General features: G+C 41.5%; 21 protein-coding genes and 1 riboswitch. Of the genes, 5 read left to right on the forward strand and 16 right to left on the reverse strand.

What is annotated here, in order from left to right:
• On the reverse strand, nt 1-1,638 hold a 1,638-nt coding region (tkt, locus tag BCU68_RS16555), incomplete at its 3' end, for a transketolase (protein ID WP_102565834.1).
• Nucleotides 1,639-1,725: 87 nt separating this feature from the next.
• Nucleotides 1,726-2,676 carry a transaldolase gene (gene tal, locus BCU68_RS16560; protein WP_102565884.1) on the reverse strand — a complete coding sequence of 317 codons (951 nt, stop codon included), beginning with the start codon at nt 2,674-2,676 and terminating at the stop codon, nt 1,726-1,728.
• A gap of 458 nt (nt 2,677-3,134) precedes the next feature.
• Here tal and BCU68_RS16565 point away from each other — a divergent pair, with 458 nt between their 5' ends.
• A complete protein-coding gene (locus BCU68_RS16565; RefSeq protein ID WP_102565835.1) occupies nt 3,135-4,154 on the forward strand; it encodes a sugar-binding transcriptional regulator in 1,020 nt (339 codons plus the stop codon).
• A gap of 50 nt (nt 4,155-4,204) precedes the next feature.
• On the opposite strand, the gene moeB is transcribed toward BCU68_RS16565, so the two are convergent.
• Both moeB and moeA read right to left on the reverse strand, forming a co-directional pair.
• Nucleotides 4,205-4,969 carry a molybdopterin-synthase adenylyltransferase MoeB gene (gene moeB, locus BCU68_RS16570; RefSeq protein WP_102565836.1) on the reverse strand — a complete coding sequence of 255 codons (765 nt, stop codon included), beginning with the start codon at nt 4,967-4,969 and terminating at the stop codon, nt 4,205-4,207.
• A gap of 8 nt (nt 4,970-4,977) precedes the next feature.
• Nucleotides 4,978-6,216, reverse strand: a complete 1,239-nt coding sequence (moeA, locus tag BCU68_RS16575; RefSeq protein WP_102565837.1) for a molybdopterin molybdotransferase MoeA — start codon at nt 6,214-6,216, stop codon at nt 4,978-4,980.
• A gap of 151 nt (nt 6,217-6,367) precedes the next feature.
• On the opposite strand from moeA, the gene folE reads away from it, so the two are divergent.
• On the forward strand, nt 6,368-7,021 hold the full coding sequence (gene folE, locus BCU68_RS16580; RefSeq protein ID WP_102565838.1) for a GTP cyclohydrolase I FolE: 654 nt from the start codon (nt 6,368-6,370) through the stop codon (nt 7,019-7,021).
• Between the two features lie 118 nt (nt 7,022-7,139).
• Here the strand turns inward: folE and BCU68_RS16585 are convergent, their stop codons facing one another.
• The 3 genes from BCU68_RS16585 to BCU68_RS16595 all read right to left on the reverse strand — a co-directional run bounded on the left by BCU68_RS16585 (nt 7,140) and on the right by BCU68_RS16595 (nt 11,124).
• On the reverse strand, nt 7,140-8,108 hold the full coding sequence (locus BCU68_RS16585; protein ID WP_102565839.1) for a TDT family transporter: 969 nt from the start codon (nt 8,106-8,108) through the stop codon (nt 7,140-7,142).
• Nucleotides 8,109-8,251: 143 nt separating this feature from the next.
• The gene (clcA, locus tag BCU68_RS16590; RefSeq protein WP_102565840.1) at nt 8,252-9,655 is read right to left on the reverse strand and encodes a H(+)/Cl(-) exchange transporter ClcA; all 1,404 of its coding nucleotides are present in this window, start codon (nt 9,653-9,655) and stop codon (nt 8,252-8,254) included.
• 422 nt (nt 9,656-10,077) lie between these two features.
• Complete coding sequence (locus tag BCU68_RS16595; protein WP_102565841.1) at nt 10,078-11,124, reverse strand: polysaccharide lyase family 7 protein; 1,047 nt, start codon at nt 11,122-11,124, stop codon at nt 10,078-10,080.
• A gap of 270 nt (nt 11,125-11,394) precedes the next feature.
• On the opposite strand from BCU68_RS16595, the gene BCU68_RS16600 reads away from it, so the two are divergent.
• Nucleotides 11,395-12,381, forward strand: coding sequence for a GTP-binding protein (locus tag BCU68_RS16600; protein WP_102565842.1), 987 nt, complete (start codon nt 11,395-11,397; stop codon nt 12,379-12,381).
• 63 nt (nt 12,382-12,444) lie between these two features.
• Here BCU68_RS16600 and BCU68_RS16605 read toward each other — a convergent pair whose 3' ends face one another.
• Nucleotides 12,445-12,969 carry an NUDIX hydrolase gene (locus BCU68_RS16605; protein WP_102565843.1) on the reverse strand — a complete coding sequence of 175 codons (525 nt, stop codon included), beginning with the start codon at nt 12,967-12,969 and terminating at the stop codon, nt 12,445-12,447.
• A gap of 284 nt (nt 12,970-13,253) precedes the next feature.
• Between BCU68_RS16605 and BCU68_RS16610 the strand changes: the two genes are divergently transcribed.
• Nucleotides 13,254-14,915, forward strand: a complete 1,662-nt coding sequence (locus BCU68_RS16610) for an ATPase RavA domain-containing protein (protein WP_102565844.1) — start codon at nt 13,254-13,256, stop codon at nt 14,913-14,915.
• An 8-nt stretch (nt 14,916-14,923) separates the two neighbouring features.
• Nucleotides 14,924-16,369, forward strand: coding sequence for an ATPase RavA stimulator ViaA (gene viaA / locus BCU68_RS16615; RefSeq protein WP_102565845.1), 1,446 nt, complete (start codon nt 14,924-14,926; stop codon nt 16,367-16,369).
• 88 nt (nt 16,370-16,457) lie between these two features.
• On the opposite strand, the gene tenA is transcribed toward viaA, so the two are convergent.
• The 8 genes from tenA to BCU68_RS16655 all read right to left on the reverse strand — a co-directional run bounded on the left by tenA (nt 16,458) and on the right by BCU68_RS16655 (nt 23,424).
• Nucleotides 16,458-17,120, reverse strand: coding sequence for a thiaminase II (tenA, locus tag BCU68_RS16620; protein ID WP_102565846.1), 663 nt, complete (start codon nt 17,118-17,120; stop codon nt 16,458-16,460).
• A gap of 103 nt (nt 17,121-17,223) precedes the next feature.
• The gene (locus BCU68_RS16625) at nt 17,224-18,165 is read right to left on the reverse strand and encodes an ABC transporter substrate-binding protein (RefSeq protein ID WP_102565885.1); all 942 of its coding nucleotides are present in this window, start codon (nt 18,163-18,165) and stop codon (nt 17,224-17,226) included.
• A 104-nt stretch (nt 18,166-18,269) separates the two neighbouring features.
• Nucleotides 18,270-19,058 (reverse strand): ABC transporter permease, encoded by a 789-nt coding sequence (locus tag BCU68_RS16630; protein ID WP_102565886.1) that lies wholly within the window; start codon nt 19,056-19,058, stop codon nt 18,270-18,272.
• 31 nt (nt 19,059-19,089) lie between these two features.
• A complete protein-coding gene (locus tag BCU68_RS16635; RefSeq protein WP_102565847.1) occupies nt 19,090-19,860 on the reverse strand; it encodes an ABC transporter ATP-binding protein in 771 nt (256 codons plus the stop codon).
• A 5-nt stretch (nt 19,861-19,865) separates the two neighbouring features.
• Entirely contained in the window at nt 19,866-20,714 is an 849-nt protein-coding gene (gene thiD / locus BCU68_RS16640; protein ID WP_102565848.1) for a bifunctional hydroxymethylpyrimidine kinase/phosphomethylpyrimidine kinase, read from the reverse strand.
• 74 nt (nt 20,715-20,788) lie between these two features.
• Nucleotides 20,789-20,888: riboswitch (TPP riboswitch) on the reverse strand.
• A 96-nt stretch (nt 20,889-20,984) separates the two neighbouring features.
• Entirely contained in the window at nt 20,985-21,395 is a 411-nt protein-coding gene (arfB, locus tag BCU68_RS16645) for an alternative ribosome rescue aminoacyl-tRNA hydrolase ArfB (RefSeq protein ID WP_102565849.1), read from the reverse strand.
• Nucleotides 21,396-21,589: 194 nt separating this feature from the next.
• Nucleotides 21,590-22,369 carry a heme ABC transporter ATP-binding protein gene (locus tag BCU68_RS16650; RefSeq protein ID WP_241901398.1) on the reverse strand — a complete coding sequence of 260 codons (780 nt, stop codon included), beginning with the start codon at nt 22,367-22,369 and terminating at the stop codon, nt 21,590-21,592.
• The gene (locus BCU68_RS16655; protein ID WP_102565851.1) at nt 22,369-23,424 is read right to left on the reverse strand and encodes an iron ABC transporter permease; all 1,056 of its coding nucleotides are present in this window, start codon (nt 23,422-23,424) and stop codon (nt 22,369-22,371) included. The genes BCU68_RS16650 and BCU68_RS16655 overlap by 1 nt, the downstream gene beginning before the upstream one ends.
• Nucleotides 23,425-23,431: the final 7 nt, after the last annotated feature.

A 23,431-nucleotide genomic window follows, 5' to 3' on the forward strand; every position in this document is an offset into this window, starting at 1 on the left:
TGCACAATCTTTCAGGATGTAACCACCCTTAGCGATGTTAGCAACTTGCTCTGCATCACGATCTTGCTGTGCTAGGTTTTGACGAGAGAAGATAAGTGCCGAAGGACCATCTTTACGCTCGATGGCTAGCTTCCAAGATACTGCTGATTCAACTTGGTCACATGGACGCCATGTGCTCATGTTCGGTGTTAGACGTAGAGATGCGATCTGCTCAACCGGTTGGTGAGTTGGACCATCTTCGCCTAGGCCGATAGAGTCATGCGTGTATACCTGAATGTTCTGAACTTTCATCAGGGCAGCCATACGCATAGCATTACGAGCGTATTCCATGAACATTAGGAAGGTTGCACCGTATGGTACGAAACCACCGTGTAGTGCGATACCGTTCATGATTGCTGTCATACCAAATTCACGTACACCGTAGTGAATGTAGTTACCAGAGAAATCCTCAGCAGTTAGAGATTGAGAACCCGACCACATGGTTAAGTTTGAAGGGGCAAGGTCAGCAGAGCCGCCCATAAACTCAGGGAGCATTGCACCAAAAGATTCTAGTGCATTTTGTGATGCTTTACGTGATGCGATGTTCGCAGGGTTAGCTTGAAGATCGGCAATAATTGCTGATGCTTTTTCTTCCCACTGAGCTGGTAGTTCACCATTTACACGACGCTTGTATTCAGCTGCCAACTCGGGGTGTTTTGCTTCATAAGATGAAAATTTCTTGTTCCACGCTGCTTCCTTAGCTGCGCCTGTTTCTTTCGCATCCCATTGTGAGTAGATTTCCGACGGAATTTCAAAAGGACCATGCTCCCAAGCTAATTGTTTACGCGTTGCTGCAATTTCTTCAGCGCCTAAAGGTGCACCATGACAGTCATGTGTACCCGATTTATTTGGAGAACCAAAACCAATCACTGTTTTCGTACAAATTAGAGTCGGACGAGGATCGGCTTTTGCTGCGATGATAGCGGTATTGATTGCATCAGAGTTATGACCATCAACCGCTGGAATTACGTGCCATCCATAAGCTTCAAAGCGCTTAGGCGTATCGTCAGAGAACCAACCTTCAACTTCACCGTCAATCGAAATACCATTGTCATCCCAGAAAGCGATCAGTTTACCAAGCCCTAAAGTACCCGCTAATGAACAAGCTTCATGAGAGATACCTTCCATCAAACAACCATCACCCATAAAGGCATAAGTGAAATGGTCGACAATGTCATGACCTTCTTTATTGAACTGAGCTGCTAAGGATTTTTCGGCCATCGCCATACCAACCGCATTGGTAATCCCTTGACCTAATGGGCCCGTTGTTGTTTCAATACCTGGTGCGTAGCCATATTCTGGGTGACCTGGTGTTTTTGAATGCAATTGACGAAAGTTCTTAAGGTCTTCAATTGAGAGTTCATAACCCGATAAATGGAGTAGAGAGTAAATCAGCATTGAACCGTGACCGTTTGACAAGATAAAACGATCGCGATCTGCCCAGCTAGGGTTTGATGGATTGTGGTTCAAGTGAGAGCGCCAAAGAACTTCAGCGATATCAGCCATACCCATAGGAGCACCAGGGTGACCAGAGTTAGCTTGTTGTACACCATCCATGCTTAGAGCACGAATAGCATTAGCGAGATGTTTACGATCCATATTAATCACCGTACAGGTTAAAGATAAAAATAAAATTCAAATAAAGAGAGGGGAACCAATTAGCTCCCCTCTGAAATATGTTCTGTGTTATAGCTTCGCCATAATCATGTCTTCAAGTTTGCCTTGGTCAACGGCAAAGTTACGAATACCTTCAGCTAGTTTTTCAACTGCCATAGGATCTTGGTTGTGATCCCATAAGAATTCAGCGTGAGTCATTGGCGCTGGGCGAGCTTTGTCACCATTAGAGTCAACAAGCTTTTCAATCACATCACCTTCAGCCGTTTCTAGCTCAGCAAGCAGTTGCGGCGCGATAGTCAGGCGATCACAACCAGCAAGCTCAAGAATTTCACCAATGTTACGGAAGCTAGCACCCATTACGACCGTCTTGTATCCATGCTCTTTGTAGTAATTGTAAATGTGAGAAACAGAGATGACACCTGGGTCCTCTTGAGCGGTAAAATCACGCCCTTCTTTTGCTTTATACCAGTCCATGATGCGACCAACAAAAGGAGAAATAAGGAATACGCCTGCTTCAGCACATGCACGAGCTTGTGCGAATGAGAAAAGAAGCGTCAAGTTACAGTTAATTCCTTCTTTTTCTAGAATCTCAGCAGCGCGGATGCCTTCCCAAGTTGAGGCAAGTTTGATAAGAATGCGGTCATTAGTGATACCAGCATCGTTATACATTTTGATAAGTTGACGGGCTTTTGCCACGCTACCTTCTAAGTCATAAGAGAGTCGAGCATCTACCTCTGTTGAGATACGTCCAGGAACCACTTTAAGGATTTCTTTACCGATATTAACGTTAAGCATGTCGCAAGTATCTTGAACTTGTTGTGCTTTATCATCACTTTGAGATTTTGCATATTCAATAGAGGCATTAATCAAAGGTGCATACTCAGCGATTTGAGCAGCTTTAAGAATGAGAGAAGGGTTAGTTGTTGCATCTTCAGGCGTATATTTGCTTATCGCCTCAATATCACCCGTATCGGCAACAACAGTAGTCAGTTTGCGAAGTTGCTCTAATTTATTGCTCATATCGATCATCCTATTTCTTAACGTTAACTTAAACCACTGATTTTGGTGGTAAGCACTCAGGCACTTGAAAGCAAGTCAACTACGAATCTAGTTCATTCACTAGTTACAAAACGTAGCGGACAAAATAAAAATTACCAATTGAATATTTGCATCGAGCATTTGATCAATTGATGAGTAAATGATGTAGTCATATTTGTCCGATATAGCAATAAAGTCAATTACATAATCTGGTATTTAATTAATAAGATTATGTATTTCCAATCCGCCTCACGTAAAAGCAAAATTTAGCTATATTTGCAGATTATTTTTTTATTTATTTTATAAATCAGGATAAAATAAATAATGCGCAAATGTATCACTATGGAGCAAATGTTCAGGTGTGAGTTGTTCGGCTAATGAGCTTTACGAGCTTTAATTAATGAATCTATTATTGTCTATATCGTATTGTAGGAGAGAAAATGGCGATAAATCTATCGGAAACAGCAGTTGAAAGTACAGACATATTGACAGAGATTGCGGTTGCTTATTATCAAGATGGTGCAACACAGGAAGATATATCGAAAAAGTTTGCTATCTCTCGTGCCAAAGTTGGAAGGATGCTTAAGCAAGCACGTGATGAAGGTATTGTTGAAATTACGGTGAAATACCACCCAGTTTTTAGTGCCAAAATAGAGCAACGTCTTATCGAACGATTTGGCGTGAAACGAGCGCTTATAGCATTAGATCAGCCAACAGAAGATCTGCAGCGAAATCAACTAGCAGGTTTAGTTTCCAATTATTTAACTCGTACATTAAAAAATGGCATGGTTGTGACCGTTGGGCAAGGTAGAAATGTGTCATCGGTAGCACATTATACCGGCGTGATCACACCGAAGGATTGCAAGTTTGTCTGTGGTATTGGCGGCATCCACCCACGTGGAGGGATGTTTAATGCTGATCATATCTGTCGTCAATTGGCTAAGAAATATGGTGGTTCATCGGAAACACTCTATGCACCGGCTTATGCTGAAAATAAAGCTCAAAAAATGGCATTTATGCAAAATAGCACAGTTAAGCAAACCTTAGACTTAGCCCGAAAAGCGGATGTTGCATTAGTGGGGGTTGGTGATATGAGTGAAAATAGTTATATGGTTGATCTTGGCTGGTTCACGCCAGATGAAGTTGTACAGTCTCGATTACATCAAGGAGTTGTTGGGGACTTTGCTGGTTATGATTTTTTTGATATCAAAGGAAAAACAGCTGATACCGTAATGAGTGATAGGATCATCGGTTTAGGTATCGAAGAGTTTCGTCCCATTGCTGAAGTTATCGCAATTGCAGCTGAAAACTCGAAGCCTTTGGCGCTGTTAGGCGCGTTGCGTACTGGCGTAATTGATGTGATAGCAACGAGTGTGAGTAATGCATTAACTGTACTGAACTTAGATCAGCAACTTCTTGTTGAAACAGCGCAAGAAGAAGATAGCGATCACTCTCAATAATCTATGCTGCTGTACTGAGAGTGAACGATAGGTGGTTCGATTTTAAAGGCTTACTTGCTACAAACTGGGCAATTGGCTAATTTGGAGAGTTTGAGTTCTCTCCAAGTTAAACTCAGTGCATCAAACATTAGCAGTTTACCTTCTTTGCTACTCCCCATATCACTTAATACTTTGATCGCTTCTAAAGCCTGTGTTGCACCGATAATTCCCACAACTGGTGATAAAATTCCTGCTTCAACACAAGAGAGCGTCCCAGCACCAAATAATGCGCTTAAGCATTGATAGCAAGGTGCACTATTGTCTTGGTATGTAAAGACACTGATTTGCCCTTCCATTCGAATCGCAGCGCCTGAAACTAATGGTGTTTTAGTTTGAAAGCATAAACGATTAAGTTGGTTGCGAGTTTCAACATTATCACTGCCATCTAGCACTAATGAGTGATTGCTGATAAGATCGAGCAAAGTCGCATCATCTAATCTTTGAGCAACGGTATTAACTTCAATATGCGGATTCAGTTGACGTAATGATTGCGCCGCAGAGTCAACTTTTCGCTTACCGATATCGGCATCATTATGTAAAACTTGTCGTTGTAGGTTTGAAAGCTCAACAACATCATCATCAATAATGGTTAGCTTACCTACACCAGCAGTTGCAAGGTATTGCGAGGCTGCACATCCCAAACCACCAGCGCCTAAAATTAGAATAGAACTGCGCTTTAAAGCTTCTTGTCCATCAAAGTCAAATTGCTTTAAAATTATCTGACGGTTGTAGCGTAACATTTCACTATCAGTGAGTTGCTCATTATTAGTTAGCATACAAAGCCCTAATATAATGTGGCATTAAAAAGTTGAATGTGAACGGTTTCACCAACTTCAACACGTCCTCGATCTTTTTCTAGTACCACGAAACAGTTGGCTAAGCTCATAGAGCGGAACGCACCAGAGCTTTGATTGCCCGTTGTTTCTACTTCAAATTGACCATCATGGTTTAAGGTATAAACACCACGTTGGAAATCCGTGCGACCTGGAGCCTTTTTGAAGGCAGTTTTGGTTATCGCAGGAATGGATGGCTGCGCTTGCCATTCAGTATTTCCTGATAGTTTAGCGAGCATCGGTTGAACGAGAACATACATTGTCAACATAGCAGAAACAGGGTTGCCAGGTAAGCCACAGAACCAAGCTTTATCTAACGCGCCAAAAGCAAAAGGTTTACCAGGTTTGATGGCTAATTTCCAAAAACCAATTTCACCTAATTCTTCTAATATATCTTTAGTGTAATCGGCTTCACCCACGCTAACACCACCGGATGTAACAACAACATCAGCGAGATCTTGCGCTTGTTCAAACGTCGCTTTGAGTTGTTCAGGGCAATCAGGGATAATACCTAAATCAATAGATTCACAGCCAAAAGCTTCTATTAGTGGTTGAATACCATAGCGGTTACTATCGTAGATTTGACCTTCAGCTAACGGTTCACCAAGGGCTTTTAATTCATCACCAGTAGAGAAAAAAGCCACTTTTGGCTTACGTATAATTGAAACATGACTAATGCCAAGAGAAGCAATCATTGGGATATCACGAGGAGTGAGGCGCGCCCCTTTACGAAGTACAATATCGCCTTGCTTTATATCGTCACCAAGTGGGCGGATATTGTTTTGTGCCGTGATATCAGTTTGTTGGATATGGATACCTTGCTCGGTAACCGTCGTGTTTTCTTGCATGATAACAGCGTCACATCCGGTTGGAATTTTTGCGCCGGTCATGATGCGAATGCAAGTACCTAGAGGCCAATCACCTTCAAAAGGTTGTCCGGCAAAAGACTTACCTGCAAGCGGTAATGTAGAAGAGTTATTGAAACAGTTTAAACGGATAGCATAACCATCCATTGCTGAGTTATCGAAAGGAGGTACAAAAATAGGCGAGAGTAAATCCTCTGCCAATACAAAACCGAGCGCTTTTTCGAGCGGTAACTGTTCGGTAGTTTGAATGGGTTGAATACGCGAGAGCATCTTATCTAAAGCGTCTTCAATTGGCATTAAACCTGGTGTGTCACAGCATCCCATTTTGTGGTCCTTTAAGAATATCAATATTTGCGCACTTTAGCATAAAATTCACTTTGGCAATAATGTAGCAAGCTAAAATATGGGTGTAATTCTTCAAATTTGCGAGTATCCTTAGCCATTATCTGTAAGGGGCTATTTAAGAGGGATATCAATGTTAGGTCTTAGCGAATCAGCAAAGGTAGTAAAAGATGCGCTATCAAGTCGTGGGCTGGAAACACCAATGCGTGCAAATAATGCGACGAGAGATGATAAGAAAGCAAAGATAGAGCACCATATGCGTGAAATTTTATCACTGCTGGAGTTAGACCTTACGGATGATAGCTTGGAAGAGACACCAAGACGCGTTGCTAAAATGTATGTGGATGAGGTCTTTTCTGGTCTAGATTACAACAACTTCCCTAAAATCACAGTGATTGAAAATAAAATGTCAGTAAGTGAAATGGTGCGCGTGAAAGATATCACGGTAACCAGTACTTGCGAGCATCACTTAGTGACAATTGATGGCAAAGCTGCTGTCGCTTATATCCCACGCGGAAAAATTATAGGTCTGTCTAAAATTAATCGTATCGTGCGATTCTTTGCTCAGCGACCACAAGTACAAGAGCGAATGACGCAGCAAATTCTTGTCGCGTTACAAACCTTATTAGAAACCGAGGATGTCGCGGTTACCATTGATGCCGTTCACTACTGTGTGAAATCTCGAGGTGTCATGGATGCAACGAGTGAAACGACAACAACAGCGTTAGGTGGGATATTTAAATCGATACCAGCAACCCGCCATGAATTCTTGCATGGATTACGCTAATTGGTATAAATAAAGATAAAAGTATATATAGAAAAGCCCTTCATTTGATAAGGGCTTTTTTTGTCGCTGTTATTTCTGTTTGAGTCACTTTTATCTTAATAGTTTTGGCTTTGTTATATCAGTACTGAGCCACTTTTTTACGACAGAATAATTCAGGCCAATATATTTTGATATAACCGACACATACCCATATCACCAAGCCTGTGGCAATCATAAGTTCAAGGACACCAAAATTATGTAACCAGTACCAGTGAGGGTGCTCTTTTTCAAAGAAATCGGTTAAGCGAAACATAGCAATAGAGCTGATAACCGAAGGGAAGGTTATCGCTGCAATTGATGGCTGAAACTTTAAGCGAGTTAGTCTTACATAACAGAGATAAATCAGTAGAGTCATCGTGATTGCAATACCAGCTAAAGCACCTGTTAAGATCGGGTCTGGCTGTGGAAAATTAACCAAATAGACGGCAAGCGTTAAGTTAACAGGTGCAGCCATTATCGCCAAAGTGGGTCTTGCAGGTCTTGGCAGACGCCCTTCAAACACTAAGCGATATAACACAACAGGTAGAAGAAAAAAGTAGATACCAATGCACATGTTCGCCAACGTTTCAGAGAAAACCGTATGACCAAAGTGACTGCCCGCTAATGAACTACTAATCACACCAACAGGGTATAAAAACCAGCTTGGGACAATATTCGACATTTTAAAGTTTCGTAGCTGAAAAATGAAAAAAAGCATCATCATTGTAATGTGAAGTAGTAAGGCAACAAACCAAATAGGGTAGGTGATAGTAGGTAAAATAATGGCGAGATAATCGCATAAAACCAAAAGGGCCATACTCATTGGCGCCATTAAACTACCACGTAGAGGGTGCTTAAGATCATTGATAAATGTGCGCGGGCTCGTTAAGTATTTAAGTAAAACTGGCAATAATAGCAGTGCGCCCAAAAAAGCGGCAAAAGGTTGAAGAGGAATACCAACGACTGGCATATAAAGCGCCCATGCTTGACCTAAGCCGATAACACCCAGCGCTAAAGACGCTTGAGAAGGGGGGACATTATGTACTTGAGTTAGTCGTTTCCAGTTCACTCTTTATCTCCGATCATGATTCTTTATGTATCAATTTTTAATAGCGTGGTAATTGTATTACAAATAAGCGAGTAATATTAGTGAAATTGATACTTTTAAAGAGTAAATGATACGAAAGTATGAATATGAGGAATCATTAGTCACTATTGTTGTGAGTCTTTAGGTAGGTCCTGTTGGCGGAGTTTATCATTTTTTAAAGTACGATGTAATAACTGGCTGTAAATAGGTTGACCACCAAGTGCTTGTGCAAGTATAACAGCACCAAGGCTAGTAATAATTAATGGCAAAATAAGGTAGTAATTGTTGGTCATTTCTATCACGAGTAAAATACCAGTGATAGGCGCTCTGACTGTTGCGGCAAATAATGCCCCCATCCCAGCAATAGCAAAAACACCAGGCTCAATGGAGTAAGTTGGAAATAACACATCAGCAGATAAACCAAAAGCATAGCCAAATAAAGTACCTAAGGCTAACATTGGTGCAAACACACCACCTGGAGCTCCTGAGCCAAAACACAGTAAAGTTGTTATAAAGCGGCCAATAAACAATAGTATTAAAACATTAAGGCTATAATTACCATTGGTAATATTCGGGATTATTTCAGTACCTCCTCCGGTTAATTCTGGAATATATAAGAGTAATAAGCCAAAACACCCACCAAGTAAGCTTCCTATTAATAAATAGCGACGTCTTTCATTTTTATGTAGTATCACAAATATATCTTGAGATAAGGTGATTAATTTATTAAAAAGCACTCCAATTAAACCAAACAAAACACCGAGCAATAAAAATAACCAAAGGTGTTCTAATTCAGGTGGTTTATATTGAGGCATTGTAATAACGGCATCTTGACCATTAATATAGCGAAAAACAATATTTGCAGAGATAGAGGAAATAATAACCGCTTTGATAGAGATTAGGCTATAACGAAATTGAGGTCGCATCTCTTCTACAACAAACATAATTGCGGCTAATGGTGCATTAAAAGCAGCAGCTAACCCCCCAGCAGCGCCACAAGCAAGCAATGAATGGCGGCTATCATCATCTTTCACACGAAAAATATCCGTTATCATACGACCAATACTTCCGCCCATTTGAACGGTTGGTCCTTCACGACCGAGCACCATTCCTGAGCCGAGAGCTCCCATACCACCTAAAAATTTAACGGGTAATACTCGCCACCAGCGTACAGGGCGAATGTTTTCCATTGCTCCTTCAATTTCAGGGATACCAGACCCAGACGCTTCTGGTGCGAAATGGTGAACTAAGAGGTAGCCAATAAAAGCTAAGGCAGCACTAATGATAAAAGCGATAACCCATAAAGGAAGAATATGGGCAATTTCAGTTTTTAGCCATTCGGTTCTGGTTTCTGATACAAAGTGAACCGCGATATCGAAATAAGTAGCAACAAAGCCAGCAAGAATGCCAATAATGCAGGAAAGAACAAGTACAGAAACCGGCGTATTGTCTCGTGAAAGAAATATATTAACTGCATCCCGAGGTAATTTCGCAAGAGATATCAGGTTAATTTTCTTTCTTTTACTCATGGAAGGTAAACTCCGAGATATCTTTTAGGGTAAGCAAAATAATAACTTACATTATAAAGGCTCAATTTTAAAACTATAGTAATAAAGCTGGAAAGTTCAATTCCATAAATGGTAAATGAGTGGATTAATTTTTTTAATGCTATTTTTACTTGCGTTATTCAGGATATGAGCCATATTTAAAGGGTAAAGCAACATAAATGGACTTACCATGGAGGAATATGAAGTTTTACATACAATTTGGACGGAATCGAAAGATAAATTACAAATCCTCGTATAATGTTCAGGGTGTGATTAATATCCTGATTCGCAAACTCACGATTGAGTCACGAGGTTTAAGGCGTACTACAGACAAGTACGCCTTTTATTCTTTTTTAGCCATTAATTTTTGATAACTTGCCAGAGAATGGCTTATCCATCAGCGCTTATTGACCATTCAACTTTAATTCACTGAACGTTACGCTGCTGTAGTTGCCGTCTTTCTTATCAACAGCAAAGTCACCAGTACCTGCACATCCAGTCCCCCAAACCTCATGCTTATCACTGACACTACATTGTCCGTAAGCACCTGCTTTGAAGTAGAAATCATCCTCAGCATAACCTTTTGCGAAATCTTCTGCATCGTAGCCTTTGCTTAGATCAATTTCGTAAGTTACTTTTTTATGACGTGCAGTTTCAAACGTTAAGTGCATCATTGTGCCTTGAACGTCAATTTTGTAGCTGAACTCTTCACCTAAAGCAAGACCCGCTTTACCTGGTTCTTCTAAGTTCTCCCAAGTATTACCCCAGACAGGAATCGAGATATCAATACGTTTCGGATCGTTCTTTTCTAGGTTACGCTCGTAGTTCCAAAATACTGAACCGTACTCATGACCTGGCAGTTTTTTGTAGAAAATTTTGATTGGCTCATTACCATGACCATACCCAGTTTTAGCTTTAATGACTTCATCATGCTTTTTCGCATGAATTTGACCAACAACCACTGAGTGAGCGGGTGGGCGCTCTGAGAACTTTGAGTGCATTGGTACATGGTCAACTTTAAGCGTCGCTTCTAATGTGCCACCTACTCGGCTGTACTCATCTGCTTGTGGGTGACTTGAAAGTGCCCACTGATTTAGCTTGTCAGCGGTATCGATATGAAACTTAGCACCACGTGGCATTTCACGTAATTCTGTACGAGCATTTTTCGAGTTTTTGGTTGTAACGGCTTGGTTATGTACTTCAAAAACCATATGACCATCTTCATTCAAGAAGAAAAAATCCTCATGCGAATAACTCAGCATGGCTACCCCTTCAATTTCATCAACACGACCGTCTTGATTGATATCTGAAGGAATCGTAATTTTCCAATTGCGCATGTCAAATTTGTCTGCTGGTACAGGGTATGAAACCCCATTATTTACAACATCAGCTAGAGCAACAGTAGGCAGAGCGAGTAAGATAGACCCAGCAAGAACAAGGTGTTTTTTCATTTCGTAGTCCCTTTATGTTTCTGTTTGTTATATTGTCATATTATATGAATTGTTAAATATATTAGGCACTATTGAGGTTAAAAAAAGACCTGTCGTTAAAATGTGTCTCTTTGATCACACACTAAAAGGCAGATTTCGTGCGGAGATCAAATATTTTGTTTTCTATATTTTTCGTAAATGTACTTAGATCACACAATTGGTAGCATGAATCTATTACCTGAAACTCGTTGCCTCTTGTATAATCTGGCAAAATGAACGGAGAGAAAATTTATGACGCATAAAATACCAACCAATATTATCACTGGCTTTTTAGGGGTAGGTAAAACGACAACTATTTTAAACCTGCTGAAAAACAAGCCTGCGAATGAAAAATGGGCTGTACTTGTCAATGAGTTTGGTGAAATAGGTATTGATGGTGCTTTGATGACCGATCAAGGTGCGATGATAAAAGAAGTACCTGGTGGATGCATGTGTTGTACAGCCGGTGTGCCTATGTCAGTGGGAATTACCGCACTATTACGTCAAAAACCAGATAGATTACTGATTGAACCAACAGGTCTAGGTCACCCTAAGCAGGTAATAGCAACCTTAATTTCTAGCCAGTATATTGATTATGTTGATTTAAAAGCCACGATTTCTCTTGTTGATCCGCGTAATCTTCGCAATGACAAATACGCCCTGAATCAAAACTTCATTGATCAATTAGCGACTGCTGATGTGGTTATTGGTAACAAAGCCGATCAATGTTCAATAGGTGATGTAGAAGCTTTCAATGATTGGGTGGCTTGCCAAGAGCCAAAGAAAGTATTCAGTCAACTTGTTGAAAAGGGTCAGTTACCTTTAGAGACTTTAGATATAGACAGAATTGATCACGGCTCATCATCGCGCATAGAGTCTCACCATCATGAGCATGCGCATCAAGAGCCACAGTTCCAATTGGCACCAGGTGACGCTTTTGTACGTAAAGAAAATCGCGGACAAGGGCACTTTAGCTGTGGTTGGTTATTTGGCGCAGAGTACAACTTTGACTTTGATACACTATTTTCATTATTTTCATCGTTAACCGCAGAGCGTACCAAAGCGGTTGTGAATACAGAGAAAGGCTGTTTTGCATTTAATGTTGCTGGTGGCGTTGTTTCTGTCAATGAGATGAGTTTAGAAGGGTTTGAATCGCGCATTGAAGTGATCGATTCACAACTGATGCCATGGGATGACTTGGAAGCTATCTTGCTTAATCTAGCAGGCATCGAAAGCTAATCATCCAATAAAGCCAGCCTAGCTACACCATTGTTACTCGTAGGTAGTGGTGTAGCTTGTCATTTAATTCACATCGAGATAGCCACATAACTTTGCTTTTGATAGGCAAGCAATAGTTTTTGTATCTGATATTTGGTCATTGCGGATCATCATTTCTAACTCAGCAACCGATAGGGTTATTACCTCAATCACCTCATCCTCGTCGCAAGCCAGTTGCGCAGTATAGTTAAGTTGCTTGGCGACAAATAGATATTGGATCTCATCACAAAAACCGGCAAGAGGGGTGAGTTGCCCCAATGGAATCAATTCATTACAACTGTAACCCGTTTCTTCTTCTAACTCTCTATATGCACAGTCAGCAGGCGACTCTTGCACTTCCATGGTGCCAGCAGGAAGTTCAACTAACCATTTTTTTAAAGAAGGTCGGTATTGATTAATTAATACAATATCCCCTGAGTCGGTAATAGGTAGGATCACTGCAGCGCCAGGATGGTGAATCGTGGTATGCACAATGTCTTGATGATTAGGAAGCCGTACGCTTTCTTCAATAAGAGAGATGGATTTCCATTTATGGATCACTTTATGCATTGTTTATCGCCATATTGGTCGGTGGTCTTCATGAAAGGAAGCATTATTAGCACAATAACCCTAATCATATTTGAACAAAAGATAAATAGAAGCGACTAGTTTATATTTATTGAGATAACAGTGATAGACATCGCAAAATCGGAAACTATGATTACTATCAATACATGAAAGCTTAAATCTGTTATAACCATAGCCCCCTATGTAAATGAATAATGTAACATACCTATAACATTTGTATGGGTTTAGGTCTAATATAATAGCATTGATTTTTTAGGAGTATCGCGATGCCCCCCCAACCAATTGCATCTCATGGAGATAAGGCGTTACTTTCTGAACGGATTACCAAACTAGCAACAGCACTCTCTGATGGCGTATACGAACGTGAAGAAACCATCAAGTTGTGCTTGCTTGCGGCATTAGCCGGTGAGAGTGTTTTTTTACTTGGTCCTCCAGGAATAGCAAAAAGTTTAATTGCAAAGAGGCTAATTCAAGCCTTTGATAATAGTAGTTATTTTGAATATTTAATGACTCGCTTCTCTACACCTGAAGAGGTTTTTGGTCCTTTAAGTATTCAAGAATTGAAAGATAATGGGCGCTATGTTCGTTTGACCAAAGGTTACTTACCTACCGCGCAAGTGGTTTTTTTAGATGAAATTTGGAAAGCAGGACCCGCTATTCTTAATACTCTTCTAACAGTAGTGAATGAAAAAACCTTTAAAAATGGTAGTGATATTGAGCGTGTGCCTATGCGTCTTTTGGTCTCAGCTTCGAATGAACTTCCAGATGAAGATAGTGGCTTAGATGCATTATTTGACCGCATGTTGGTCCGTGTTTTTGTCAACCGTATTCAAGATAAGCAAAATTTCAAATCGATGCTGACGGTAGGCACCTCTCAAGAGGCAAAAATTCCACAAGGTCTGGCTATCACAGATCAAGAGTATCATTTGTGGCAACAAGAGCTGGATAAGCTGACACTCAGTGATGATGGTTTTGAAAAACTGTTTAAGCTAAAAACCATGTTAGAAGAGGCTGCCGAGTCTCAAGGTATTAGCATTGCTGATACTGACATGTACGTTTCAGATCGCCGTTGGAAAAAAGCGGTGAAATTATTAAAAGCGAGTGCCTTTTTTAATGGGCGCGATGAGATTAATCCATTAGATATCTTGTTACTGCAAGACTGTTTGTGGAACAGCCCAGATTCACGCGACATTGTTCGTCAAGTTGTAAAAGATTTTGCCCTTAACCATGCCTTTGATCAGCGCCAAGTCGAGCAGCAGATACAACAGTGCAAAGACGATCTTATCGATGTTCAAGAAGAGCTAGAATCTGAATTTAGCATGCTGTTATCAATGGAGTCTTTAACAGGGCTACGCCGTAAAGATGTCTTCCAATATGATACGTCACAAGCAAAATATTATCGTGTCGGCGCTGCAAGCAATCTCGTTAAGCTGGTTCTATTACAGAGCAACTTATCGGTATCCGAATCGGAGAAAGGTGACAGTCGTTGGGTGTATTTGCCAAAAGACGAGCTAGATCGAGTGATTAGAGAGGGCAGTGGTGACGTTTACGGATATGTGAATCAAAATACTAACTTATGCCGCTTGCGCTTAGATGTTAACGCATCAAATCAGTTGATTATTAAAGATATTGCTAATCGAGCAGTACTGGTCAGTTTGGTGACCCAGGCTGGGTTAAGTGACAGCCTTTACCAAGAGTGGTTAGGTAAAGCGGATCAAGCATTGACACAATTAAATCATGCTTCACACCACTTAATACAAGTACGCTCAAACTTTCATGCTGCATTACCACATAACTTTATTGAGCAATCTTTACCTCATGCGATGGAATCAAGCTTACAAGCTGTTACGCATTTGTTGGAAGTGACTAAGTCAGAAAGTGATAGAATAGCGATGAGAATTAAGCTTCTCAACCAATACTTTGCATAAGGAGCAGCATGCTAGGTCCCGATAGTCTTAATTTAGCCATGATGGTGGCAGATTCAGGTATGGTTGAAACTGCCGTGAATGACCTGTTAGCTCGCTCACAGGTCATGGTCGCAGTAGAGAACCCAGGAGTAAAGAGCTCAGTCAAAAATCATCTTGCTAAATGGCATAATAGCGTTAAACATCGTATGACTAGGGTGACGGAAACAGAACGATTCCAACAGGAACTTGCTCTGTATCAAGAGGTTATTCATTGGAATGAAGTAACGTTTTTTGCCGAGATCTCTCAAGTGGTGAAAAAACTCGAGTGGCACTCAACATTTTACCTACAAGCCAAGCGGTTACTTGAAAAAAATAAGGGTATCGATAATCCGATGTTCCCTCACTATTTCTGTGAGCAGTGGTATGTAAGCTTAACCGATGCGATTAAACAAGCACAACTGTCAGAATTAGAAGCTAACAAAGAAAAAGTTTTAGCCGAACTTTATCAGCGCATGGAAACGATGCGCAGTATGGAGAAAGTTGCGGAGTCTGGCGATGAAAGTAGCATTGGTCGCTTATGGGATATGGCTTCGACTAAACTGAGTAAAACCGATCTAACGGTTATGCAAAACCACGCGACCTTTTTAATGAAAAATAAAGGATTGCAAGAAATTGCGGAAAAGCTAGGTCGTATGGCAGGTGAAGTCAATGATCCTGATTTGAATAAGGCACCAAAAGAAGAGCTTCAGCTAGTTGAAGAGGTCAGTGATGAAGCGACAGATGACATTGTTGGTATTCATGAAGGGGATGACCTGAATAAGTTATTACCCAATGAAACCATGTTTTTGGCTTATCCTGAACTTGAAGTTATCTTTTATAAACACTTAGTTGATAAGCGTTTAATGAACTACCGCACACAAGGTAAGTCGAGAACGTTGCGTAGGGTTAAAGCCTACACGCCAGATTCTCAACAAGTTGATGTGGAGAAAGGTCCGTTCATTGTTTGTATTGATGCATCAGGCTCTATGGCAGGTTTTCCAGAGCAGTGTGCAAAGGCGATGGCGTATGCATTAATGCAGATTGCGTTAGCAGAAGAGCGTGATTGTTTTGTGATTCTATTTTCAACAGAGCAAATTACCTACGAACTAACACGTCAAGATGGTCTGCGTGAAGCCAGTGATTTTTTGAGTTACAGCTTCCATGGTGGAACAGATTTTGAGCCAGTATTGATCAAGTCGATTGATTTAATGCTGACGGATAAATATAAAAATGCAGACTTAGTGGTACTTTCTGATTTTATTGCTCCTCGGCAGTCTGATGAAATGCTCAATAAAGTGGCAGATTTAAAGCAGAATAAAAACCGCTTTCACGCTGTTGGTTTATCAAAATATGGCAATCCAGATTTAATGTCCATGTTTGATCACTGTTGGTCTTATCATCCAAGCCTGGTTGGACGATTAATGAAAAAATGGTAAGTGTTTATTTGATAAGCACTGAGAAATAAAAAAAGCAGCCAGTGATATTATATCGCTGGCTGCTTTTTTATATCTCATCGTTCACAGACTACGCAGCATCTAAACCTTGTTGCCAAAACGCAACTTCCATGCGTGTTGCGGTTTTAAAGATCTCACATAATCGACGTCCACGTGGGCTATCAAGTTCAATATCAGCGAGTAGGGTATCAAGGTGATCAATGCCTTTCGCTACATGAGATTGGTATTCCTCATCAGCGTACATTTCAATCCAGCTTTGATATGGATTGCCTTCTAATCGCGTATTATTGCTAGCACTGAGGTTTTTGCCAATAACGGCATAACCAATCGCACAAGGTGCAAGAGCGGCATACAAGTCGACTAAGTCACCAGTCATCCCTGTATCTAAAACATAACGGGTGTAGGCAACAGTACCAAAGGCTTCCGGTTCCTTTTCCATATCTAATTCACTCATTCCCCACTGCTTACAGTAACTCACATGGTGGGAAATTTCTGAATCCAGTAAGGCATATAAACTTGGCAAGGCATAGCGCATATCTTCTAGCGAAGTTGACTTATAAATTGCCAGCGCATAAGCACGTGCATACTGTTTTAAAAAGAGAAAATCTTGTTTCAGGTAATGGATATAAGCCGGTTGTGCTAATGTCCCTTCTGCTAAGGTATTCACAAATTCGTGTTCTGTGTACTCGATCCAATCTGAATGGCATGCTTGAATAAGATCTTGATAGTTCATCGTTAAATTCTCTTAAAATACTCACTCTGCCTAAGCGCTTTACCTTAGCGCTCTGGCAAAGTAAGTAGGGGATTAAATAGATGGATAGGGTGTATCGTTAGGCTTAAAGCGTTGGAACAAAGTCTTGTGCTTTTGGCAGTACCTTGATGAGTCCTTGCTCGAACATAAACTCCGAGAAGCGGTCATAACGGTTCAAGTCAACGGCAGAAGGACGTAAAGCAAAACGAGTTAACGTATCAAGCCAAGCACGGCGGTTTAATTCATTGTCCAAAGTATCTGGTGCATAAGAGACAAACACATCCCATGCTTTTTCCGGGTGATTAACAATAAATTGCGTGGCAAGTTCTAATGATGCGTTGAACATTTTGATTGTTTCAGCATCGTATTTATTCGCATTGGCAACAAAAACGAGTTCATCATACGAAGGAAGTCCATGCTCTTCTGGGAAAAAGTCATGTGGCTTAAACCCTTCAAGTTCTAATTGGTTCGTTTCAAAGTTACGCATCCCACCCCAAATACCATCAACTTGACCTGAAGCGAGGGATGAAGACAGCGCCCAACCGACATTAACAATTTGTACCGTATCCACATCAACGCCCGCATTTTTTAGCATTGTTTTGATCGTGTTATCTTCGCCACCTGTTGTACCGATTTTCTTACCGTCGAAATCTTGTAGTGTTTTAATCCCACTTTTTTCTAATACGGTCAGTGTGTTCAGCGGTGTAGAAATTAGCGTTGCAGAGCGGATCAGTGGTAAACCTGCCGCGACATCAATGGTGAGTGCGCCTTGGTAAGAAACGGCCATATCAACACTACCCGCAGCAACCAGTTTAGCTGGAACGGTTGGATCCGCTGGCTCTTGAATTTTGACGTTCAGCCCCTGGTCTTTAAAGTAGCCATTTTTTTCAGCAATAATAATCGGACCATGATTTGGATTCACAAACCAATCAAGCATCAAAGTCATGTCTTTCTCTTTGGCATAGGTAACCGTAGCCGACAAAGAGGTGAGTAGAGCAAGTGCGGTTGTAATACAACGTTTTTTCATTGAAGCGGTTATCATCACAAATTCCTTTTAAGGGTATCAATTAAATTAAAAATAAAATGGATAACGATGGTTAAGTTTATCGACAATCAGCGATAGGTTATCCGTTACTGACTGTCGTGTTGCCAAGGGATCGCATAACGAATTAACTTGTCAGCGATAAAATAGAGGCTGATAGAGAGAGCGGCAAGAATAAATAGAGCGGCAAACATCTCATCAATCATCATGCGTGCATTGGTTTGTAGCATTAAATAGCCAAGTCCTTCACTTGAGCCTACCCATTCACCAACCACGGCACCAATAGGCGCAACCACCACAGCAACACGTATACCTGAAGCGAGGGCTGGTAGTGCCGCAGGGAGGCGAACATCACGTAGCATTTGCCATTTATTCGCCCCCATTGTCTTGGCTAGATCAACATACCCCGCTGGTGTATTACGTAGACCGTCGTAGCAGCAAGTGGTCACAGGGAAGAAGATAATCAGTGCCGCCATGACCACTTTTGAAGTGATGCCATAGCCTAACCAAAGCATTAAAATAGGCGCAATGGCAAAGACAGGGATCGCTTGGCTAGCAATAAGGATAGGTAGCAGCCAGCGTCGTAATGGTTCAAAGAGCAGCATTTGCAAGGCAAACATCAAACCCATTGATAGACCGAGTAGTAAGCCTAAAATGATCTCTTGTCCCGTTACCCAAGAGTGCGCCAGTAACACATCATGACGTAGGATCAACTTGTTTAAAACAGCACCAGGCGTCGGCAAAATAAACGGCGGCAGCTCGAATATCACGACAATAGTTTGCCAAAGACCTAAAATGATCGCGGCACTGACAAGGATACGAAATAATGACTGCATCCCTTGCTTTAACCCAGATGTTGCCTGCACCGGTTGCGCCATCGTTGCTATTGGTGGTGTGGTCGTTTCAGAGTTATTCATAATCCGCTTCCAGTGTGGTTAAGATCTTCTGTTGAAGATCTGCCAATTCGGCATCGATAGTACGTGGAATTGAAGAACTTGGCACAGGTAAAGCTACCGCATTGGCAGGCTTTCCTTGCATGATATAAATCTGCTGGCTTAAACGTAATGCTTCTTGTGGATCGTGAGTGATCAAAAGCACTGTTTTATTCACCAAGACTTTAGCCGCTAAGTTTTGCAGGCGATGACGAGTTACCGCATCGAGCGCAGAGAAAGGTTCATCCATTAATACAATGGGTTGATCTTGCATTAAGGTCCTTGCCAGTGCGACTCGTTGACGCATGCCGCCAGAAAGTTGATGAGGAAAGCTAAGAGCCTGATCTTTTAAGCCAACAAGATCGAGCAGCTGTAAGGCATTTTCCTGATGATCTGTATTCCCTTTGCCCGCTTTAAAGTTGAGGCTAAAGCAAACATTATCGATAATATTGAGCCAAGGCATTAATAGATCTTGCTGCGCCATATAAGCAATTCGATCACGGATAGAGCCATTATCGCTGCTTGTGAGTGATCCTTGCCAAGTCACTTGCTCATCAAGTAAACCCGCTAAGTAACGCAGCAATGATGTTTTACCACAGCCACTCTTACCTAAAATTGCGGTCCATTGACCAGCAGGAAAGTGCATATTGATATTTGATAATGTACAAGCATTGCTGTCATTGTATTGCAGCGATGCTTGTTTAATATCAATCCCAATCAAGGCTTTTGATAAGGTTGTATTCGTCATATCGATTAACTTTTCGCTGATTGAGTCGCATAGAAGTGGTGAACAGGGCCATGACCAGAACCGATATTGAGTTCATCGGCATGAGCGATGGCCTCTGAGATATAGGTTTTCCCTTTCACGACAGCATCGAATAAGTCATTGCCTTGCGCTAAGAATGAAGCGATAGCCGATGAAAGAGTACAGCCAGTACCATGGGTGTTATTGGTGTGCACACGTTTTACCGATAAGCGCTCTACGCTATCAGCCAAAATAAGCAAATCTGTACTGTTTTCATCTTGCTCTAAATGTCCGCCTTTTAATAACACAGACTGTGCACCTAACTCTCTAAGTTCACTGATCATTGCTTCCATATCCGCCTCACTTTCTGGTAATGGACGCTGAGTTAATGCTGCCGCTTCTGGTAAGTTTGGCGTGATGATATCGGCTAAAGGCAGTAGATGGTTTTTGAGGCTTTGAATAGCATTAGACTTAAGCAATAAGTCACCACTGGTTGCGACCATAACAGGGTCAATAACAAGGTGCTTTGGCTTATATTGGCGAATTTTATTGGCAACCGCGGCAATGATGTTGGTATCACTGAGCATACCGATTTTAACCGCAACCACATTCAGATCGGTAAATACCGCATCAAGTTGTTGCTCAACAAACTCAGGTGAAATAGATAAAATACCGCTGACGCCTTGAGTATTTTGTGCCGTTAACGCAGTAATCACAGAGCATGCATAGCCACCGGTAGCTGAGATCGCTTTGATATCGGCTTGAATACCTGCACCGCCGCCACTGTCAGAGCCAGCAATGGTCAGGACAATAGGAGTTGTAATGTGATGAGATGTCGCAGGTGTTTGAGTTGTCATATTTATCCCTTTACTAACGCATAGGAACAAAAGCGACACTAGAATACGCACTAAATAAATAGCGTAAAATGGGTATAGTGAGGCGACTAGTTCCCTACGTCAGTGTTAACTGAATCAGGTTCAACGGGTTCACAATATCTGTGATCTCAGCACTAGGCTCCCCGACTAATTGGCTCAATACTACCACTAAATCTTTATTCAATAGTAAGTTATTTTGTTAATAAACGAGACATTGAGCAAATAAATAGATTGAATTGATTCAATAGATATTTATACAACACGACCACGTAACGATTTGGTCGCGCCACGTTGGGTCTTTTTATCCATGCGTTTTCGTTTTGCTGAGCGACTTGGTTTAGTTGCTCGACGTGCTTTCTCAACTTTGGTCGCAGATAAAATGAGTTCTTTTAAGCGCAGTAAGGCATCTTCACGATTTTGCTCTTGAGTGCGGTATTGCTGAGCTTTAATAACAATAATGCCTTCTTTTGTGATGCGATGATCATTGAGTTTGAGTAGTCGCTCTTTATAAAAATCAGGCAGGGTAGAATGCGTGATATCAAAACGTAAATGGATAGCACTAGACACTTTATTGACATTTTGACCACCTGCTCCTTGAGCTCGAATGGCTGTGAGTTGGATTTCCCAGCTTTGCAAGGAGACGGAATTAGAAATGTCGAGCATAGAAAAGGTATCGCTGTAGTAATAAAACAATTAGCGGGATTATATCATTGATGCGATTTGATTGATGACCATTTTATTATTGTGACTTTATCTAGCCATAATGCAGGTGCTGCGCAGCTACCACCGCACCCACATTATCTGGTTTTCATAAGTAATGGTTAGATGAGTTAAAGCATTAGAACTAGCAGGGGAGACTAGCTGACCACCATGGGAAAATCTTTGCTTGGATGAGGGATCACTTGCGCTTGCCAATCATAAACCGAGCTAATCAGTTCCGGTGTTAAGACCTCCCAAGGCGTGCCATCAGCAATGATATTCCCTTGATTAAGCATCACTAAGCGATCGGCATATTGGGCTGCAAGGTTTAAGTCGTGCAAAACAATAATGACGCTAGCCCCTTCCTCAGCACGCTTTTTAGCGAGAGCTAATGTTTTATGTTGATGAGAAAGATCCAGCGCTGAAGTAGGTTCATCAAGCAGTAAAATACATTGCTGACCACATTGAGCTAATTGAGTCATCACTCTGGCTAAATGTACACGCTGTTTCTCACCACCCGATAGGCTAGGGTAGCGGCGCAAAGTAAGATGACTGACATCGGTCAACGCCATATTCTCGCGAGCAACCTCTTCTAAGTTTGCCTTATTGATGCTTAATGGTATTCCCCCTAATTCCACCACCTCTCGCACTTTGAAGTTAAAGCTTAGGCTACTTGATTGGGGCAGTACGCCGAGATGACGAGCCAGCACTTCAGGCGCCCACTCACTAGCCGGTCTTTGATAATAGAAGACTTTTCCTTGTGGTGATTTCCACTCCTGAGTGATAATTTTTAATAGGCTACTTTTGCCTGTCCCATTTGGACCGAGCAATGCGGTTAATTGACCAGAGTTAAAATGGGTCGACACGTTATTTAATATGGTCTTATCACCTAAGGTTAAGCTAATGTTTTCTAAGGTGATAGCAGGATGACAAGTCACTATAGTTGTCCTTTTTGTTTAATCAATAACCACATAAAGAAAGGAGCGCCGATTAAAGCAGTAATAATACCAACGGGCATATCAAGTGGTGCAACAATGGTCCGCGCTATCATATCGGCAATCAGTAGCAGTAATGCGCCAATGAGCATGGATAAGGGGATTAAGCGCTGGTGGTTTGGACCAATCAGCATACGACCAATATGTGGAACGATTAAGCCAACAAAGCCAATCATGCCTGCCAGTGAGACCGTGACCCCAACACCAGCCGCGGTCAGTAGGATCAAGCGGCGTTTTAAAGATTGCACACGAATGCCCATATGTTTTGCTTCAGATTCACCCAGTAACAATGCATTAAGACGATCGGCATCTCGATAAAATAACCCACCTAATACAATCAAAGTCACCAACGAAAGCATGATCCCTTGCCATGTTGCGCCTGCCAGTGATCCCATTGTCCATAAGGAAAGATCACGCAGCGCTTGATCATCGGCGTAGTAATTCATCAGACCTAAACCAGCACCGGCTAATGCACCAATGGCAACGCCAGCAAGCAACATCATAGTAACGGAGGTACCCTGTGCGCTCGTGCCTAACTTATAAACAATGATGGTGGTTAACGCTCCGCCTAAAAAAGAGAAAACAGGCACCGTACCCAACAGCAGTAACTGAGGGTAGCTTTGAGAAAGTGAACCAAATAAGACAATGGCAATCGCAGCTCCTAATGATGCCCCTGAAGAAACGCCAATAATGCCCGGATCAGCTAATGAATTACGAAATAACCCTTGCATCACCGTGCCACATAACGCCAGGATCGCACCAACGGTTATCGCGAGCAGGGTGCGTGGTAAACGGATTTGCTGAATAACGAGCGCAATATGATCAGGAATAGCAACTTGCTGTAATGATTTAGGCAAAAGCGCGTTAATACTCTGAGTGAGATCGATATCCATGGGGCCCATTGAAATAGACGCGACAGTAGCAGCATAAAGACAGGCAAAACCGATAAGCGCTAAGTATTTATTGGATAATTGGCCGGAACGAGAATAAGTGGTCATAAAAAAT

The sequence above is a fragment of the Vibrio sp. 10N.286.49.B3 genome (assembly GCF_002873395.1).
GTDB lineage: Bacteria > Pseudomonadota > Gammaproteobacteria > Enterobacterales > Vibrionaceae > Vibrio.